The following is a 17,444-nucleotide window of genomic DNA, read 5'->3' as shown; positions in this document are numbered from 1 at the left end:
ATACAAAAGTAGTTATTTTTGAGTTTAGTCACGATAGTTAATGTTATAGTTAGCCTACTTTCAAAAAAGTATTTTTACTTTTGTGTGACATTACACTAATAAACGAAATATGGAGAATTGGATTATCAGAGAGATTAAAAAAGAAGACAATCAGGCAGTTGCACAATTAATAAGATCCGTTTTTGATGAAATGGAAATTCCTAAAGTGGGCACGGCATATGAAGATCCGTATTTAGATTTGATGTTTGAAGAATACAATAAATCTCAATCTGTTTATTTTGTGGTTGAAAATGAAGGAAAAATTGTTGGCTCTGCTGGCATTGCGCCTTTAGAAAATGGGGATCCTAAAATTTGTGAGCTTCAAAAAATGTATTTTTTGCCAGAGACACGCGGTTTAGGAATTGGAAGTAAAATGATGGAAAAATGCTTGGAAGAAGCTAGAAATTTTGGTTTTGAAAAATGTTATATAGAAACGATGCCATTTATGCATGCGGCTCAAAAATTATATAAAAAATCAGGTTTTGAATATTTAGATGCGCCATTAGGTTGTACTGGGCACAGTTCTTGCCCTGTTTGGATGTTGAAAGTTTTGTAGACAAATTGTAACAGAATTTGTTTTGCGATACTTATTTGAAATAAATTGGCTTTGCTAAAAATAATACTCAAAAACCCGTAATGAGAATCAAACAATACCGTACTCATTTTATAAAAGAATTATCGCCTTTTTACGATGCGTATGAAGCGGAGAGTTTTTTCTATTTAATTTTAGAAGACAAGCACAAGCTGCGACAAATTGATTTGGCTTTAAATCATGAGCTGAATTTTTCGGAAAGCGATTTTGTGGTTTGGAATTCCTTGTTAAATCAATTAAAAAAGGAAGTGCCGATTCAATATCTATTGGGAAAAACCAATTTTTATGGTTTAGATTTTGAAGTAAATGAGCATGTTTTGATTCCAAGACCAGAAACGGAAGAATTAGTCGAATGGATTATCAATGAAAATAAAAAAATTGATGAATCTAAAAAGATAAAAATTCTTGATATCGGAACCGGAAGTGGCTGTATTGCAATTTCATTGGCTAAAAACTTGCCAAATGCAGAAGTGTATGCTATTGATGTTTCGAAAAAAGCGATAGAAACGGCCAAAAGAAATGCTGTAAATAATAATGTAGAAGTAACTTTTATTTTTCAGGACATTTTAATAACTGACGAACTAAAATGTCAATTTGATGTGATTGTTTCAAATCCGCCATATGTACGCAATTTAGAAAAAGAAGAAATCAAAAAGAATGTGCTGGATTATGAACCCCATTTGGCACTTTTTGTAGAAGATAATGATGCTTTGGTTTTTTATAAAAAGATTGCATCGCTGGCTCAAAATAATCTTTTAGAAAACGGACAATTGTATTTTGAAATCAATCAATATTTAGGAAAAGAAATGATTGATTTATTGGGAAAAATGGATTTTATAAATATTGATCTTCGAAAAGATATTTACGATAACGACCGCATGATTTCCTGCAAGGTTTCCAGAACTTAGTAGTTAGAGTTTACAGTCTCAGTTTACATTCTCAGTAAGAATTGTAAACTGAGGACTGTAAACTAGAAAAAAAAAACTATTCGTAACGCAATGCCTCAATAGGGTCTAATTGCGAAGCTTTTATTGCCGGATATAATCCTGACACAATCGCAACAGCAAAACTGGTAGCGAAAGCAGCAAAAATAGCGGTCCACGGAATGACGAATGCAAAACTCATTGCTGTTGCAATTGCAAAACCAAGAAGTATTCCCAATACAATTCCAACCAAACCTCCAATTTGTCCAATTAATAAAGTTTCGATAAAAAACTGAACTGAAATTGTAATTTTTGTTGCGCCTAATGCTTTTCTAACGCCAATTTCTCGAGTGCGTTCTGTAACCGAAACAATCATAATGTTCATCAAGGCAATCGACGATCCTAAAATTGTAATGATGCTGATAATCCAGGAAGCCCAGCCTAAATATTGCGTGATTCCGAGAATACGATTAATTAAATCATCGCTTCGGCCAATTCCAAAATTATTATCACGAACCGGATTCAATTTACGAACTCTTCTCATTGTGCTGGTCGCGTTATCAATCGCAGGATCTAAAAGTTCTTTTTTAGAAACCATGACACTCATTGTGTAATTTATATTTGGAGAAGTAAATAAAGAACGCGCTACCTGAATCGGAATTAAAACACGTAAATCCTGACTGTGTCCAAAAGTGGAACCTTTTTCTTTTAAAACGCCAATAACCTTAAAACGTGCTCCGCGAATTGAAATGATTTTGTCAATCGGATTCACATCTTTCAATAAACCTTTTTCGAAATCAGAACCTACAATACAAGAATACGTATTATTATCAATATCAAATTGATTGAACGAACGGCCCAAAGTAGTTTCTAAACCTGAGTTCGAGATAAAATGTTCATCGACTCCCACAATCGTAATTTCAGGATCTGTTTTTTTATCTCCATATTTTACTTCTGCTGTTGAAGTTGCTGTAAAAGACAGCGAAGTTTCGGTAAAAGGATATTTGTATTTATTTTTAAAAGCAACAGCTTCTGGGTAAGAAATGATCGGATTTATAATTTCACGCTCATTTCCACCGCGATTTTTAAGATTGTTTTCGTATTGATTTATGTTGAAAGTATTTGCTCCCATAGAAGCAAAATTGGTCGAAACGGTATTTTCGAGCGCAGTTACAACGGTAAGAATACCAACCAAAGCGGTAATTCCGATAGCGATAATTAAAACGGTAAGAATGGTTCGCAATAATTGTGTTTTGATAGAACCAAAAGCAATTCGGATATTTTCTTTAAATAATTTTAGCATCATGACCAATTTGTCACGAAAATACGTTTTTTGTTACAAGTTTGTTTTCGAACTGCCAATATTTATTTTAAAAAATAAGATATTTGCACTCGATTAGAATTTAAGAGAAATCTAAAATTTGAAAAATTCCAATAATCTTAAGATCATTAAATTTAAGATTTCAAGTAAAAAAGCAATCTAAGAATCTAAAGATCCAAAAATCTAATAATCTAAAAAAATGGCTTCAAAACCAAGCATACCACAAGGAACAAGAGATTTTTCGCCTGCAGAGGTGTCAAAACGTCAATATATTATTCAGACCATAAAAAATAATTTTGAGAAATTTGGTTTTCAGCCGATTGAAACTCCTTCGTTTGAAAATTCAGATACTTTAATGGGGAAATATGGAGAAGAAGGCGATCGTTTGATTTTTAAAATATTGAATTCAGGTAATTTCTTTTTTAATAAAAACAAAATTGAACTGCCGGAGTCTATAGAATCGCTGCAAGTTAATTCTGCTGAAACTATTGATTTGAATCAAAGAATTGAATTGAATAAGTTCACTGGAAAAATTTCAGAAAAAGCATTGCGTTATGATCTAACAGTTCCGTTTGCAAGATACGTGGTACAGCACCAGAATGAAATTGAATTTCCGTTTAAAAGATATCAGATTCAGCCGGTTTGGAGAGCAGACAGGCCACAAAGAGGGCGTTACAGAGAATTTTATCAATGTGATGCCGATGTTGTGGGATCAAAATCACTGTGGCAGGAAGTAGAACTGGTACAATTATATGACACTGTTTTTACTTCTTTAGGTTTAGAAGGTGTTACCATCAAAATAAATAATAGAAAAATATTATCTGGAATTGCTGAAGTTATTGGAGCTTCAGATAAATTAATCGATTTTACGGTTGCTTTAGATAAACTAGACAAAATTGGTGAAGACGGAGTTAAAAAAGAAATGATCGAAAAAGGTATTTCCGAAGAAGCTTTGGTAAAAGTTCAGCCACTTTTTAGTTTTAATGGAACGTTTGCAGCAAAAATTAGTCAGCTTTCAAATTTATTGGCTTCATCAGAAGAGGGTATGAAAGGAGTTGAAGAACTTAAATTTATTTGCGACAATGTGGCGGCTTTAGGTTTGTCAACTGCAACTTTAGATTTGGATGTAACTTTAGCGCGCGGCTTAAATTACTACACAGGAGCTATTTTTGAAGTAGCGGCACCAAAAACAGTTTCAATGGGTTCTATTGGAGGTGGTGGAAGATACGACGATTTGACGGGTATTTTTGGTTTGAAAAATATGAGCGGTGTCGGGATTTCTTTTGGTCTAGATCGTATTTATCTGGTTTTAGAAGAATTGCAGTTGTTTCCGGAAACCGTTGCGGCGACTTCAAAAGCTATATTTGTTAATTACGGAGATAAGGAAGCTTTATACGCTTCTCAAGCTATCCAGAAATTGAGAAATGAAAATATAAAAGTAGAGCTTTATCCAGATAACGTAAAAGTGGGTAAACAATTTCAATATGCAGATAAACGTTTGATTCCGTTTGCCGTAATTGCCGGTGATCAGGAAATTGCTTCAAATTCCTATTCGCTTAAAAATTTAGTTTCAGGCGAACAAGTTTCTGTGGATTTCGAAGGGTTGAAAAATGCTTTGTTGGCATAATTTGTGGTAAATGGTTTTGCCACAGATTAAAAGAATTGTTTAGATTTTTTTTTAAGCGGATTTTGCAGATTCGACCAGATCTAATTTGATTGTTTTATAAAATAAATCTGCGTAAATCTTTTTAAATCTGGGTGAAATGAAAAGTTATACCTTAACTGTTTGAAGCAAAGGTTTTTCCTTTGTATCGCGCGGATTTAAAGAGTTTTCTTTTTAAATCTCTGCTTGAAATAGTTGCTGGAAAAGAAAAAAAACTTTTAATTTGCCGACCTTAAGTTACGGGCGTAGTTCAAGGGTAGAATAGCGGTCTCCAAAACCGTTGATGGGGGTTCGAATCCCTCCGCCCGTGCAACGTTTTTACCGCAAAGAGCGCAAAGATTTTATAAGGATTCTTTAAAAAGCATAAAGTTCGCAAAGCTAAATAAATATAAGCTTTGCGAATTTTTTTCATAAAAGCTTAAGAGTAAAATAACTTAGCGTTCTTTGCGGTAAAATTTTTGAAAAAGCATAAAAAAAAGCTTCGTCTGAAATAGGCGAAGCTTTTTTTAATATAAGGTAAACTTGAATTAATAATTATTTATAAAGCCGAGGCTAACCCTTAAATTCAATTTTGATAGGTAATAATATAGTTTCCAATTGGAATCCAAATATACTACAAACTAAAACGTAATAGTCTTAAAATTATACTAAATTTTTTTAGGTAAATTTGGCTTTTTAAAAGGCTCAGTTTTAATAAAGTGACAATTTGACATTTTATAAAATTTGGCAGTACTTTTGCAATCCAACAGAAAGAATAAAAAATGAAGTTTAAGAATATTTTTAAAAATAAAAGTAATATGACTACGGAAAATACAGAGTTCGATCAGGAATTAGATGATGTAACGTTAGAGAACAATGCCAACGGTGAGCAGTTAATTGTTGAAGAATTAAGTGTTGAAGAGCAATTAGCTCAAGACTTGGCAAAGGAAAAAGATAAGTTTTTGAGATTATTTGCCGAATTTGAAAATTACAAAAAAAGAACTTCAAAAGAGCGAATGGATTTATTTAAAACTGCAAATCAAGAAGTTTTGTTAGCAATGCTTCCTGTTTTGGATGATTTTGATAGAGCCGCTGTAGAAATCAACAAATCTGAGGATGAAAATTTGAAAAAAGGAGTTGAGTTGATTCACGAAAAATTGAAAAGCACTTTGGTTTCTAAAGGTTTAGAGCAAGTTGAAGTAAGAGCAGGTGATGCTTTTAATGCTGATTTTGCTGAGGCAATTACCCAAATTCCAGCGCCGTCTGATAAATTAAAAGGGAAAATTGTTGATGTTATTGAAAAAGGATACAAATTAGGAGACAAAATTATTCGTTTCCCTAAAGTGGTTATCGGAAACTAAAAACTAAAATTAGATTCTGAATATCAATTTTTTAAGAATTGGATTTTGGAATTTATCCCGTTACTATAGGGATTGGAATTTAACCTAAATTATGAAAAAAGATTTTTACGAAATACTAGGCATTTCAAAAAATGCTGACGCTGCCGAAATTAAAAAAGCTTACAGAAAAAGTGCTTTGAAATATCACCCGGATAAAAATCCAGGCGACAAAGAGGCAGAAGAAAACTTCAAACTTGCTGCAGAGGCTTACGAAGTTTTAAGCGATCCTAACAAAAAAGCAAAATACGATCAATACGGTCATCAAGCATTTGATGGTTCTGGCGGATTTGGCGGAGGTCACGGAGGTATGAATATGGATGACATTTTCAGCCAGTTTGGTGATATTTTTGGTGGAGGATTTGGCGGTTTCGGTGGAGGCGGAGGCGGTCCACGTCGCGCTAAAGGAAGCAATCTTCGAATTAAAGTAAAATTGACTTTAGAAGAAATTGCAAATGGTGTTGAGAAAAAAGTAAAAGTTAAACGTAAAGTTCAGGCTAAAGGTGTTACCTATAAAACTTGTTCGACTTGTAACGGTCAAGGTCAGGTAATGCGTGTAACTAACACGATTTTAGGAAGAATGCAATCTGCATCTACTTGTCCTACTTGTGGTGGTTCTGGTCAGATTTTAGATAAAAGACCTTCTGAAGCAGATGCTCAAGGAATGGTTTTAGAAGACGAAACAGTTTCTATTAAAATTCCAGCTGGTGTTGTTGACGGTATGCAGCTTAAAGTTTCGAACAAAGGAAACGATGCTCCAGGAAACAGCGTTCCAGGTGATTTGATTGTAGCTATTGAAGAATTAGAACACGAATTCTTGAAACGTGAAGGCGAAAATATTCATTTTGATTTATACATCAGTTTCCCAGAAGCAGTTTTAGGAGTTTCTAAAGATATTGAAGCAATCAACGGAAAAGTTCGTATTAAACTTGAAGAAGGAATTCAATCTGGAAAAATCTTAAGATTAAAAGGAAAAGGAATTCCAAGTATTAACGGTTATGGAAGCGGAGATTTGCTAGTTCATGTAAATGTTTGGACTCCAAAAACGTTGAATAAAGAGCAAAAACAATTTTTTGAAAATGCTTTAAACGACGAACATTTTATTCCAAACCCTGAAAAATCAGAAAAATCATTTTTTGAGAAAGTAAAAGATATGTTTTCATAAAACTTTTTTTAAATGTCAAAATAAATTAAAACCCATTCTAATGCAAATTTAGAATGGGTTTTTTGTGTAATTATACCAAGATTCGCTATGAATTATTTACTTTTACACACGCAAGGCCATTAAGGCAATACTGACGCAGAAAATCTAAAAAATCGCATGAGCAACTTACTCGAAGTACATAAAGTCGTAAAACAATACGGTGATTATGTAGCGCTTAACGAAGTTTCATTGAATGTGCCAAAAGGCAGTATTTATGGACTATTAGGTCCTAATGGAGCTGGAAAAACTTCCCTTATCCGAATTATAAATCAGATTACATTGCCCGATAGCGGTGAAGTAATTTTAGATGGAGAAAGATTACAGCCAAAGCATGTGCAGACCATTGGTTATCTTCCTGAAGAAAGAGGTTTGTATACCTCTATGAAAGTAGGTGAACAATGTCTTTATTTGGCACAAATGAAAGGGCTTTCTAAAGCAGAGGCAAAAGTGCAGTTGGAATACTGGTTTGACCGTTTAGGAATTCAAGGCTGGTGGAACAAGAAAATTCAAGAACTTTCTAAAGGAATGGCGCAAAAAATTCAGTTTGTAGTTTGTGTATTGCATAAACCTAAATTATTGATTTTTGATGAGCCTTTTTCTGGTTTTGATCCAGTTAATGCAAATGTGATTAAAGATGAAATTTTGGCATTGAAAGAACAAGGCGCAACAATTATTTTTTCGACGCACAGAATGGAAAGTGTTGAAGAACTTTGCGATCATATTGCTTTGATTCATAAATCGAATAAATTAATCGAAGGGAAAGTGAGCGATGTAAAACGTCAATTCAAAACCAATAGTTTTGAAGTTGGAATCTTGACAAGTAATGTTGAAGGCCTGATGTATGACATCACTCAAAAATTCACTGTGTCACCAGCGAATTTTAAATCCTTAAATGATGATTTGAAATTGGATATTCAGATAGGAAATGCTACGCCAAACGAATTGCTTCATCTTTTAACACAAAGAGGTCAAGTAACACATTTCGTAGAAAAAATCCCGAGTGTAAACGATATTTTTATTCAAACTGTAACGGAATAGATCTTGAGATCGTTAGATTTCTTAGATTTTCAGAGTAAATCTTGGAATCAAAAAAATCTAACAATCTAAGAAATCTAAAAATCTAACTAATCTAAAAAATGAGTATAATTTCATTAATTATAAAAAGAGAATTCATAGCAAAAGTTCGCAATAAATCTTTTGTTGTTATGACTTTTTTGAGTCCGCTTTTGTTTGTGGCAATTGCCGGATTTATTGGATATTTGAGTTCGATGAAAGCCGAAACCAAACGAATTGCAATTCACGATGAAACCGGTTTGTTTGCAGATGATTTTGTAAAACAGAATAAAAAAGACGGCGAATTTAAATATTTAAATCTGTCTGAAATTGATATAAAGGCCTTAAAAGACAGTATTGTCAAAGAAGATTTTAATGGCTTGATTGTTATTCCAAAAACAGAAAATTTAAAAGATTTAGAAAATAAAATCGAGTTTGTTTCGAATAATAGTCCAAGTATTTCTTTTGTAGAAAAAACACAGGACGTTATTGCTGAGAAAATCACAAAATTAAATCTTGAACAAGCAAAGCTAGATACGTTGGCTATTCAAAAAGCGCAGGCTAATGTTAACATTCATTTGTCAAAAGCTTCTGGAGAAGAAAGTTTAAAAGGTTTAAATGAAATAAAAATCGGAATTGGCGGCGCGTTTGGTTATCTCATTATGATGTTTATTATCATTTACGGAAATATGGTAATGCGAAGTGTTATCGAAGAAAAGACAAACAGAATTATAGAAATTATTATTTCATCTGTAAAACCATTTCAATTAATGATTGGTAAGATCGTAGGAACTTCACTTGCGGGCTTATTACAATTTATGATCTGGGCGATAATTGGTTTGGGATTAATGTTTGCCGCTTCGGCATTTTTTGGAGTAAATGTAGGCCCGACAGCTAAAATTCCGCCGGAATTAATGCAAACAGCACAACATGAAGTTGCAGGAAAAGCACAAATGTATATCAGTGAATTATGGAATTTGCCAATCGCTAGTATTATAATTGGTTTTGTAGTTTATTTTGTAGGCGGTTACTTTTTGTACAGTTCATTTTATGCTGCAATTGGAGCTGCTGTTGACAATCAGACTGATTCACAGCAATTTCTTTTGCCAATTATTATGCCTTTAATTCTAAGTGTTTATATTGGTTTTTTTACAGTAGTAAATGATCCGCACGGAACTGTTGCTGTTGTATTTTCGATGATTCCGCTCACCTCGCCAATTGTAATGCTAATGCGAATTCCGTTTGGAGTGCCGTGGTGGCAAATTGCGATTTCGGTATCATTATTGTTTGCTACCTTTTTCCTAGTCGTTTGGTTCGCGGCAAAAATTTACCGCGTAGGTATTTTAATGTACGGCAAAAAACCAACATGGAAAGAATTGTATAGATGGCTGAAATATTAACTCTTTAAAGTTGAAGATTCATAGAGGCAAAGGTTGAAAGGTTTTTTTGAATTTGAGTTTTTGTAACTTAGAAATAAACAACTTTAAGAATTATACTAGGCTTGAAAAAAAGATATAACTAATAAAAGGTTGAAAGGAATTAATAGCGACAAAGATTAAAATTTTGTACCTCTGAACCTTTGCAACTTTGAACCTTAAAAAAAAGAATGAGTAAAATCCTAATAATAGAAGACGAAGCATCGATCAGAAGAGTTTTGGTAAAGATTTTATCAGAAGAAAATGATGCATATCAGGTTGATGAAGCAGAAGATGGTGTTGCGGGACTTGAGAAGATAAAAAACAACGATTACGATTTGGTTTTGTGCGATATCAAAATGCCAAAAATGGACGGTGTTGAGGTTTTAGAAGAAGTAAAAAAAATAAAACCTGAAATTCCGATGGTTATGATTTCAGGTCATGGCGATATGGAAACGGCGATTCATACGATGCGATTAGGTGCTTTTGATTACATTTCGAAACCGCCAGATTTAAATCGTTTATTGAATACAGTTCGTAATGCTTTAGATAAAAAACAACTTGTAGTTGAAAATAAAATTCTGAAGAAAAAAGTCAGCAAAAATTACGAAATGGTAGGCGATAGCGACGCAATTAATCATATTAAAGTGATGATTGATAAGGTTGCTCAAACAGAAGCAAGAGTTTTAATTACTGGTCCAAACGGAACCGGAAAAGAATTAGTTGCGCATCAATTGCATGAAAAAAGCGAGCGTGCTAATTTTCCTTTAATTGAAGTAAACTGTGCGGCGATTCCGAGTGAATTGATCGAAAGTGAATTATTTGGTCATGTAAAGGGCGCTTTTACATCGGCGGTTAAAGATCGTGCCGGAAAGTTTGAAGCGGCTGACAAAGGAACTATTTTCTTAGATGAAATTGGAGATATGAGTCTTTCGGCCCAAGCTAAAGTTCTGCGTGCATTGCAAGAAAGCATGATTACCAGAGTTGGAGCAGAAAAAGATATTAAAGTTGATGTTCGTGTTGTCGCTGCAACCAACAAAGATTTAAAAACAGAAATTGCCGAAGGTCGTTTCCGTGAAGATTTATACCATCGTTTGGCTGTAATTTTAATCAAAGTACCGCCATTGAATGAAAGACGAGATGATATTCCAGCTTTGATAAGGCACTTTGCAGAAAAAATTGCTTCTGAACAAGGAAATGTTGTCAAAGTATTTTCACAGCCAGCCATAAAATTATTGCAGGAATACGATTGGACAGGAAATATTCGTGAACTTAGAAATGTAGTCGAAAGATTAATTATTTTGGGAGGAACAGAGATTTCTGAAACCGATGTTAAAATGTTCGCAAGCAAGTAGACAATGCTTCACGAAATAGGCTTTAAGCTTTTAGGTTTTAGGCTAATAAAATTAAAAATAATTTTTGCTTACGGCTTACGGCCTACAGCATAAAGCATTAAAAAAATGAAATTAAAAAAAATAAACGAAAAATTACAAGATGCATTAATTGAAAACGGTTTGACGGAAGCAAATGTATTGCAGATGGAAACTTTTTCGACAATTAAAAGTGGTGCAGATTGTATTATTCTTTCTCCAGCAGGAAGCGGAAAATCGACAACGATCGTAGTAAATGTGATTCAGCAATTGTCTGGACATACAGAAGAGTCGCCTCGCGCATTGATTTTTGTTGAAGACAAAGCTAAAGTTTTAGAAATGGTCGAACTTTTTGAGAAGTACGGCAAATTTTCTAATCTAGAAGTTTATGGCGTTCATGACAAAGGCGATATGGATTATGATAAAAACTACATTTCAACCGGAGTTGATGTTTTAATCGGAACGCCAAATAAATTGAGTGATATGTTTACAACAGCCGGTTACAATGTAAACCGTTTAAAAATGTTCATTTTAGACGATGCAGATCCTATCTTAAAATTGCGCCATGAAACTAAAATCATGCGTATTTCAAACAGTATTACAAAAACACAGCGTATTATTTTTGCTGAAACATTGACAGAACGTATCGAAATTTTGGCAGATAAAATGTTATTAGAGCCTTATATATTTGATATGGATGAAGAAGGAGAAGAGGAATTAGATGAAGAAGAAGACGGAATTGAAGAGGAAGAATAATATACTTAGTGATGATATTCAATGGAAGTAATTAGAACGCTTAAATTTTTGACTATTGCTTTAATATGTTTTTTTGTTATTATTTATGTGTTGTTAGTTTCCTATGTTTATTTCAATCAAGTTGGAATGGTTTTTCAGAGTGCAAAACTCTCTAGAGATTATAAATTTGATTATCAGCAGAAATTTGAAGAATTAAATATTCGTTCGTTTGATGGAATTAATCTGAATGGTTTGTTGTTTAAAGCAGAAAATTCAAAAGGATTGATTTTTTATCTTCACGGAAATGCAGGAACATTAGAAACCTGGGGAAAAATTGCTAAAATATATACTAATTTAGGTTATGATATTTTTATTCTAGATTACAGAAGTTTTGGTAAAAGTGAAGGTGAAATTGAAAATGAAGAACAATTGAATAAAGATATTTCGATTGTCTATAAAAAAATGTGTTCAAAATATCCTGAAAATAAAATCATTATTACGGGATATTCAATTGGTTCGGGATTAGCTGCTATTTTGGCTTCTGAAAATAAGCCCAAAGCTTTAATCTTACAGTCGCCGTATTATAGTTTTACAGAATTATCAACTACCAGAGTTCCGTTTTTTCCAGATTTTATGAAAAAATTCAGTTTGGAAACATATGATTATTTGCCAAAAATTAAGGCGCCGATTTATATTTTTCACGGGATACAAGATCAATTAATTCCTTATCAGAATTCTGTTCGTTTAAATAATCTTTTAAAATCGAATGGACATTTTTATCCATTAAAAAATCAGGAACATATTGGTATTAATGAAAATGAGGATTTTCAGAATCAATTAAAAAATATATTAGAATAAAGAATAAAGAATAAAGAATAAAGAATAAAGAATAAAGAATAAAGAATAAAGAATAAAGAATAAAGAATAAAGAATTTAACATTAATAAATATAATGTCATGGGATTAATGAAGGTATTTTCAGGAAGTGAAGTTTTAGCAATTGCTTTGAAACAAAGATTGGAAGAAGCAGGAGTTGAAACTACTAAAAAAGATAATATTCAATCGGCTCGTTTGGGTGGTTTTGGACAAACAGATTTAGCTGTAGAAGTATTCATTCAAGAAACAGATTTTGCAAAAGCAAATCCCGTTATTGAAGAGTTTAGAATGAGTATTTAATGATAGTAAAATAGTCGCAGTTATCAGTCACAGTTTTTAGTAATGGACTGAAAACTATGACTGAGACTGAAAATTATAAAAGAGAATGCAATATAAAATGTTAGTGCTCGACATGGATGATACCTTGTTGACAGACGATCATAAAATTTCAGATTTAAATAAAAAAGTACTTCTTGAAGCTCAGGCTAAAGGTGTTTATGTAGTTTTGGCTTCTGGCCGGCCAACATCTGCAATGACAGCCTTTGCTAAAGAATTAGAATTAGACTTAAACGATTCGTATATCATTTCGTTTAACGGTGCTGTGATCAGTACTGTCAAAGATGATTTAATTTTATTTGAGCAATGCTTAACTACAGAACAAATTCATGAATTATATGATTATAGCGTAAAAATGAATACGCATATTATCACTTATATTGATGGAGAAATTGTAAGCGAAACTGATTCTGAATATATTGAAATCGAAAAAGAAATTACAGGATTACCGCATAATAAAGTTTCTGATTTTAAGGCAGCAGTTACGAAACCAGCTGTAAAATGTATTTTATTGGCTGAGCCTTCTTATTTAAAAGAAGTCGAAAAAGATTTAAAATTGGCAATGCCCCACTTGAGTATTGCAATGTCTAAACCTTTCTTTCTGGAAGCTGCGCAAAACGGAATCGATAAAGCGGCGAGTTTAAAGCAATTAGCAGATCGATTAGGAATTCATCAAAGTGAAATTATCGCTGTAGGAAACGCCGGAAACGATTTAACAATGATCGAATATGCTGGTTTAGGAGTTTGGGTTGACAACGTAACACCTGAATTACGAGACAAGGCAGATTTAATCGTAGCTTCTAATAATGATGATGGCGTTGCAGAAGTTGTACAACGCTATATTCTTAATTAATTATCGATGAAAAATCCAATCGAAACCGAGCGTCTTATTTTAAGAGAAATATTTCTATCTGATGCTGATGGAATGTTCGAATTGGATTCTAACCCAAATGTCCATTTATTTGTTGGCAACAAACCTATAAAACATATTGAAGAAAGTATTCTTCAAATTGAGAATATTCAAAAGCAGTATAAAAAATTTGGGATAGGCCGTTGGGCTGTAATTCTAAAAGAAACGAACGAATTTTTAGGGTGGTCTGGAATCAAATTTAGCACAGATAAAATAAACAATCACCAAAATTTCTACGAAATAGGATATCGTTTTATTGAAAAACATTGGGGAAAAGGATATGCTACAGAAGCTGGAAAAGCTTTTGTTGATTATGCTTTTAATGAAATGAAAGTAGATGCGATTTACGCTTACGCAGATGCAGGAAATGAGAATTCAAGAAGAATTTTAGAAAAGCTGGGATTACATTTTGTAAATTCTTTTGAATATGACGAAGAATTAGAAGTATGGTATGAAATGAAAAACCCAAACGCATAATTCTCCCTAAGAAATGCGTCCCAAATCTTAATAAACTTAGTAGATAAGTTTGCAAAGATTTGGAAAACAGCTCGTAGTAATACTATTTAAAGTATTTATATTATTTTTTAGCTACAGAAACAAAATATTTATTTCCGTCACCCATTGTCAGCTTTACACGTTCGTCACAAAGATCGATTGCAAAATTAGCACTTTCGTAACAGCTGCAAGTAGTGTTTTTGTCTTTAGACATTTCAGTTTTACAATTGTTATTTTTAAAAGTTGCTAATTGAGGTGTGTATAAACTTACCAAATCAGTAGAAGCAGTTACTAATGAAATAATACTTGCAGAATTATTACTAGTAATTCTATAAACAATTCTATCAGTATAATTTACTTCATTTACAGTTACTTTGCGAATATAAGTATAGGCAGTTGAACCTTCGCCTGGCTCTTTTACTTCAAACTTAAACCCAACAGCACGAATAGCAATATCAAATTGAGATTGAGAATTTAAGCTCGCCCAATTTGTCAAAGTACTAATCGATGGAAATGGATTCGTAGCCGGAGCACTAGTTTGCGCTTGCGAACTGAAAACGGTTAAGAACATCAAGCAGATCGTGGGTAAAAATGCTTTCATATAGAGTTTTAATTTATAATTTTTGCCTACTCTTTCTGGTTTTCGGCCTGCCCATTTTTTATAACAACAAAGCAACAACATAACGATTAAAAAACAAAATTGTTATGTGTAAATTGTTATTAAAATAATTTACAATTTTTGGAAGAGTGAATGTACTTCTAAAAACTTTACTAAACAAAAGTAAATGTAAGAAAATTTGAATTTAATCCTTAAAAAAATGTATTTAATCGATATTATTTGCTTTTAATCGATTATTTTGTCATTTTATTCTTATTGAATTTCATCTTTCTTTTTTGATCCTCAATTTATATTAATAATGCTGTTTTGTTTAAAATATTGTTTTAATTAATCTTTTGAAATATATGTTTAATGCAAAATGTTGATATATAGTATATTATTGATTTTATTTTAAAGAATATTGTACGTAAATTTGCAACCTCTTTAAAAGAGATGTAAATATAATATCTTACTACTTAAAACGTAGTTTATTCCTATGGAAAATAGAAAAAAAGTTGCTTTTTATACGCTTGGTTGCAAACTGAATTTTTCAGAGACTTCTACAATCGCTCGAAACTTTAATGATGAAGGTTTTGACCGTGTCGATTTTGAGGAAGTTGCAGACATTTATGTCATCAATACTTGTTCTGTTACAGAGAATGCTGATAAGCAGTTTAAGCAAGTTGTAAAAAAGGCAATGAAACTTAATGAAAAGGCTTTTGTCGCAGCAGTTGGTTGTTACGCACAGCTAAAGCCAGAAGAATTAGCAGCTGTTGATGGTGTTGATTTGGTTTTAGGAGCTACCGAAAAATTTAAAATTACCGATTATATTCATGATTTGAGCAAAAATGATATGGGCGAAGTTCATTCATGCGAAATTGCCGAAGCCGATTTTTACGTAGGAAGTTATTCTATTGGAGATCGTACTCGTGCTTTTTTGAAAGTTCAGGATGGCTGTGATTATAAATGTACGTATTGTACAATTCCGTTAGCAAGAGGAATTTCAAGAAGTGATGCTCTAGAAAATGTATTGCAGAATGCAAAAGAAATTTCAGCTCAAAACATCAAAGAGATTGTTTTAACCGGAGTAAATATTGGCGATTACGGAAAAGGAGAATTCGGAAATAAAAAACACGAACATACATTTTTAGAACTGGTTCAAGCTTTAGATGAGGTTGAAGGAATCGAGCGTTTGCGAATTTCATCTATCGAGCCAAATTTATTAAAAAACGAAACTATTGAGTTCGTTTCTAAAAGCCGCACTTTTGTGCCGCATTTTCATATTCCGCTGCAATCCGGAAGCAATGATATTTTAAAATTAATGAAGCGCCGTTATTTGCGCGAAGTATATACAGAACGCGTAAACAAAATTCGCGAAGTTATGCCGCACGCTTGCATAGGAGTTGATGTAATTGTTGGTTTTCCTGGTGAAACAGATGAGCACTTTTTAGAAACCTATCACTTCTTGAATGAAATGGATATTTCATACTTGCACGTATTTACTTATTCTGAAAGAGATAATACAGAAGCTGCAAATATGCCTGGCGTTGTTCCCGCAAATGTGAGAGCAAAACGAAGCAAAATGCTGCGCGGTTTGTCTGTAAAGAAACGTCGTGCTTTTTATGAAAGTCAATTAGGAACGAACAGAACCGTTTTGTTCGAAAGTGAAAATAAAGAAGGTTATATTCATGGTTTTACTGAAAATTACGTAAAAGTAAAAACACCGTGGAATCCAGAATTGATAAATACTTTACAAGAAATTAATTTGACTAAAATTGATGAAGACGGAAGTGTTCGTCTGGAGTTTATAAACAAATTAGCAGAAGCTTAAATCATATAGTTTTTCTTTTTGGAAAAGAAAACTAACAATAAGCAACATTAATTGGCTGAGTTTGGTCGAAATGAAAAAATAAAAAAGCCCTTGATAAAAGGGCTTTTTACTTTATTAAAAATTATTTATCATCTTCAGGAATCACCAATTTCAAAGAATTAATATAATCCGTATCAAATTCAATCACCCTTATTTTTTCTGGATTAAAACTTAATTCTCCTCCAAACTGACCTTTTGTATCTAAAAAATCGATTGTCAATTCTTCATCAGTCAATTCAAGCAATTTCCCTAAATAAGCAGATTTTGCAGATTTTTTCGCAATCTGAAAAATACCATATTTATTCGTTAAGAAATTTACGATAGATGCTAGATCTCGAATCGGGATAATATCTTCGGCATTTGTTTTTAATCCTTTTAATCGAATTACTTTTTCAGTAAATGCCAGATCTTGATCTCTGTGAACTGCTTCTATATTTTTATTTCTCAGAATCACAAAACCATCCAAGATATAATCAACAGGATTATTTCTAAGTAAAATCCAGTCATCAGAATAATCAATAAGGAATCCTGTAAAAATTTCTTTTTTATCAGTGAATTCTATGGCAATTAATTGTCTTAAATATTGTTCCATTATTTTAGTTTTTTTAGAATTTCCAAAACCAAAAAATTTTAAATTCCAATGCTGGTTGAAATTTAAATTTGATTTTA

At 32.6% G+C, this 17,444-nt stretch carries 17 protein-coding genes and 1 tRNA gene; 15 read left to right on the top strand and 3 right to left on the bottom strand.

The window, feature by feature from the left end:
• Positions 1-109: 109 nt before the first annotated feature.
• Together IR010_RS13635 and prmC are read left to right on the top strand one after the other, a co-directional pair.
• The gene (locus IR010_RS13635; protein ID WP_194604574.1) at positions 110-595 is read left to right on the top strand and encodes a GNAT family N-acetyltransferase; all 486 of its coding nucleotides are present in this window, start codon (positions 110-112) and stop codon (positions 593-595) included.
• 80 nt (positions 596-675) lie between these two features.
• A complete protein-coding gene (prmC, locus tag IR010_RS13630; RefSeq protein ID WP_029272661.1) occupies positions 676-1,539 on the top strand; it encodes a peptide chain release factor N(5)-glutamine methyltransferase in 864 nt (287 codons plus the stop codon).
• Positions 1,540-1,615: 76 nt separating this feature from the next.
• Here the strand turns inward: prmC and IR010_RS13625 are convergent, their stop codons facing one another.
• Positions 1,616-2,860 (bottom strand): ABC transporter permease, encoded by a 1,245-nt coding sequence (locus tag IR010_RS13625; RefSeq protein ID WP_194604571.1) that lies wholly within the window; start codon positions 2,858-2,860, stop codon positions 1,616-1,618.
• 214 nt (positions 2,861-3,074) lie between these two features.
• On the opposite strand from IR010_RS13625, the gene hisS reads away from it, so the two are divergent.
• The 12 genes from hisS (at position 3,075) to IR010_RS13565 (ending at position 14,289) form a co-directional block, all read left to right on the top strand.
• Entirely contained in the window at positions 3,075-4,502 is a 1,428-nt protein-coding gene (gene hisS / locus IR010_RS13620; protein ID WP_194604567.1) for a histidine--tRNA ligase, read from the top strand.
• A 275-nt stretch (positions 4,503-4,777) separates the two neighbouring features.
• Positions 4,778-4,848 (top strand) — tRNA-Trp (locus IR010_RS13615).
• Between the two features lie 451 nt (positions 4,849-5,299).
• On the top strand, positions 5,300-5,878 hold the full coding sequence (locus IR010_RS13610) for a nucleotide exchange factor GrpE (RefSeq protein ID WP_029272664.1): 579 nt from the start codon (positions 5,300-5,302) through the stop codon (positions 5,876-5,878).
• 91 nt (positions 5,879-5,969) lie between these two features.
• Positions 5,970-7,079: a molecular chaperone DnaJ gene (dnaJ, locus tag IR010_RS13605; RefSeq protein WP_029272665.1), complete on the top strand. Its 1,110-nt coding sequence runs from the start codon at positions 5,970-5,972 to the stop codon at positions 7,077-7,079.
• A 156-nt stretch (positions 7,080-7,235) separates the two neighbouring features.
• Entirely contained in the window at positions 7,236-8,156 is a 921-nt protein-coding gene (locus IR010_RS13600; RefSeq protein ID WP_029272666.1) for an ABC transporter ATP-binding protein, read from the top strand.
• 98 nt (positions 8,157-8,254) lie between these two features.
• Positions 8,255-9,571: an ABC transporter permease gene (locus IR010_RS13595; protein ID WP_194604565.1), complete on the top strand. Its 1,317-nt coding sequence runs from the start codon at positions 8,255-8,257 to the stop codon at positions 9,569-9,571.
• 206 nt (positions 9,572-9,777) lie between these two features.
• Positions 9,778-10,941 carry a sigma-54-dependent transcriptional regulator gene (locus tag IR010_RS13590; protein ID WP_029272668.1) on the top strand — a complete coding sequence of 388 codons (1,164 nt, stop codon included), beginning with the start codon at positions 9,778-9,780 and terminating at the stop codon, positions 10,939-10,941.
• Between the two features lie 105 nt (positions 10,942-11,046).
• Positions 11,047-11,712, top strand: coding sequence for a DEAD/DEAH box helicase (locus tag IR010_RS13585; RefSeq protein WP_029272669.1), 666 nt, complete (start codon positions 11,047-11,049; stop codon positions 11,710-11,712).
• A gap of 126 nt (positions 11,713-11,838) precedes the next feature.
• Positions 11,839-12,549 carry an alpha/beta hydrolase gene (locus IR010_RS13580; protein ID WP_228515164.1) on the top strand — a complete coding sequence of 237 codons (711 nt, stop codon included), beginning with the start codon at positions 11,839-11,841 and terminating at the stop codon, positions 12,547-12,549.
• Between the two features lie 98 nt (positions 12,550-12,647).
• Complete coding sequence (locus tag IR010_RS13575; protein ID WP_029272670.1) at positions 12,648-12,866, top strand: putative signal transducing protein; 219 nt, start codon at positions 12,648-12,650, stop codon at positions 12,864-12,866.
• Positions 12,867-12,951: 85 nt separating this feature from the next.
• On the top strand, positions 12,952-13,755 hold the full coding sequence (locus IR010_RS13570; protein WP_029272671.1) for a Cof-type HAD-IIB family hydrolase: 804 nt from the start codon (positions 12,952-12,954) through the stop codon (positions 13,753-13,755).
• Between the two features lie 6 nt (positions 13,756-13,761).
• Entirely contained in the window at positions 13,762-14,289 is a 528-nt protein-coding gene (locus IR010_RS13565; RefSeq protein WP_194604561.1) for a GNAT family N-acetyltransferase, read from the top strand.
• A gap of 100 nt (positions 14,290-14,389) precedes the next feature.
• Here IR010_RS13565 and IR010_RS13560 read toward each other — a convergent pair whose 3' ends face one another.
• The gene (locus tag IR010_RS13560; RefSeq protein ID WP_029272673.1) at positions 14,390-14,908 is read right to left on the bottom strand and encodes a hypothetical protein; all 519 of its coding nucleotides are present in this window, start codon (positions 14,906-14,908) and stop codon (positions 14,390-14,392) included.
• Between the two features lie 493 nt (positions 14,909-15,401).
• Here IR010_RS13560 and mtaB point away from each other — a divergent pair, with 493 nt between their 5' ends.
• A complete protein-coding gene (mtaB, locus tag IR010_RS13555) occupies positions 15,402-16,736 on the top strand; it encodes a tRNA (N(6)-L-threonylcarbamoyladenosine(37)-C(2))-methylthiotransferase MtaB (protein WP_194604558.1) in 1,335 nt (444 codons plus the stop codon).
• A gap of 121 nt (positions 16,737-16,857) precedes the next feature.
• Here mtaB and IR010_RS13550 read toward each other — a convergent pair whose 3' ends face one another.
• Positions 16,858-17,367 carry a hypothetical protein gene (locus IR010_RS13550; protein ID WP_194570108.1) on the bottom strand — a complete coding sequence of 170 codons (510 nt, stop codon included), beginning with the start codon at positions 17,365-17,367 and terminating at the stop codon, positions 16,858-16,860.
• Positions 17,368-17,444: the final 77 nt, after the last annotated feature.

Source organism: Flavobacterium sp. MR2016-29 (genome assembly GCF_015350695.1).
Classification (GTDB): Bacteria; Bacteroidota; Bacteroidia; order Flavobacteriales; family Flavobacteriaceae; genus Flavobacterium.
This window is presented reverse-complemented; position numbering and strand designations above follow the sequence as displayed.